Genomic DNA, 1,763 nt, shown 5'->3' with positions numbered 1-1,763 from the left:
CACGGGGCACGCTAATCCTGTGGGAAGCAGGGAGGTCCACCTCCCAAGGCTAAATACTCTTGGCGACCGATAGTGTACAAGTACCGTGAGGGAAAGGTGAAAAGAACCCCTGTTAGGGGAGTGAAATAGAACCTGAAACCGTATGCCTACAAGCAGTGGGAGCACTATGCTGACTGAAAACCCCAACGATGTTGGGATTGTCGGAAGGTGTGACCGCGTGCCTTTTGGAGAATGAGCCGGCGAGTTAATCTCTGTGGCCAGGTTAAGGCAGTGACAGCCGGAGCCGTAGCGAAAGCGAGTCTGAACAGGGCGTGGCCCTTCGGGGCCGGAGTCGCAGGGATTAGACCCGAAACCAGGTGAGCTACCCATGGCCAGGGTGAAGCGAAGGTAACGCTTCGTGGAGGCCCGAACCTTTAGCAGTTGCAAATGCTTGGGATGAGCTGTGGGTAGAGGTGATATGCCAAACGAACCTGGAGATAGCTTGTTCTCCCCGAAATAGCTTTAGGGCTAGCCTCAAGCGTTTAGTGGCGGAGGTAGAGCACTGGATTGGCTAGGGGGCTAATCGCTTACCAAACCAAACCAAACTCCGAATGCCGTCACTTCAGAGCTTGGGAGTCGGACTGCGGGAGATGAGTTTCGTGGTCGAGAGGGAAACAGCCCAGACCGTCAGCTAAGGTCCTCAAGTCTAGGCTAAGTGGGAAAGGATGTAGGATTGCCTGGACAGCCAGGAGGTTGGCCTAGAAGCAGCCATCCTTTAAAGAGTGCGTAACAGCTCACTGGTCAAGCGATCCTGCGCCGAAAATGTAACGGGGCTCAAGCCTAGCACCGAAGCTACGGGTCCTTCGACATCTTGTCGAAGGGCGGTAGGGGAGCGTTCTGCAGGGCGTAGAAGCCAGACCGTGAGGACTGGTGGAGCATGCAGAAGTGAGAATGCCGGCATGAGTAGCGCAAAACACGTGAGAACCGTGTTCGCCGTAAGTCTAAGGTTTCCTAGGGCAATGTCAATCAGCCCAGGGTTAGTCGGGCCTAAGCCGAGGCCGAAAGGCGTAGGCGATGGACAACGGGTTAATATTCCCGTACCACGTCGGGTCGTTCACCTTCGGGTGTGAAGCGATGGGGGGACGCAGAAGGGTAGGCCAGCCTGTTATTGGATTCAGGTGCCAAGCCTGTAGGGAGATGAAGGCAGTAGGCAAATCCGCTGCCGGATCCTGAGAGGTGATAGGCGGTGCCCATAGGGCCGCAAGTGGCTGAGCCCATGCTGCCGAGAAAAGCCCCTAGCGAGACCCACGTGCCCGTACCGCAAACCGACACTGGTAGACGGGTAGAGTATACCAAGGCGATCGGGAGAACCCTCGTTAAGGAACTAGGCAAAATAACCCCGTAACTTCGGGAGAAGGGGTGCCCCGGTAGGGTGAGGTGCTAAACGCAACCGAGCCCGAAGGGGTCGCAGTGAAATGGCCCTGCCGACTGGTTACCAAAACCACAGGTCTCTGCTAAAGCGTAAGCTGATGTATAGGGGCTGACGCCTGCCCAGTGCCGGAAGGTTAAGGGGAAGGGTCATGCTGGCTTCGGCCAGCGGCAGCTCTGAACCGAAGCCCCGGTGAACGGCGGCCGTAACTATAACGGTCCTAAGGTAGCGAAATTCCTTGTCGGGTAAGTTCCGACCCGCACGAATGGCGTAACGACTGGGGCACTGTCTCAACGAGGGACCCGGCGAAATTGAAATAGGTGTGAAGATGCGCGTTACCCGCAGCAGGACAAAA

The 1,763-nt window shown here is 56.6% G+C and carries 1 rRNA gene; it reads left to right on the top strand.

Features of this window, described 5'->3' with window-relative positions:
• Positions 1-1,763: ribosomal RNA gene (locus GTN70_10595) — 23S ribosomal RNA — on the top strand; the annotation flags it as partial.

It is taken from the genome of Deltaproteobacteria bacterium (genome assembly GCA_011773515.1).
GTDB lineage: Bacteria > Desulfobacterota > Deferrimicrobia > J040 > J040 > WVXK01.
Note: the sequence above shows the minus strand (reverse complement) of the source record. Positions and strands in the feature narration are given on the sequence as shown.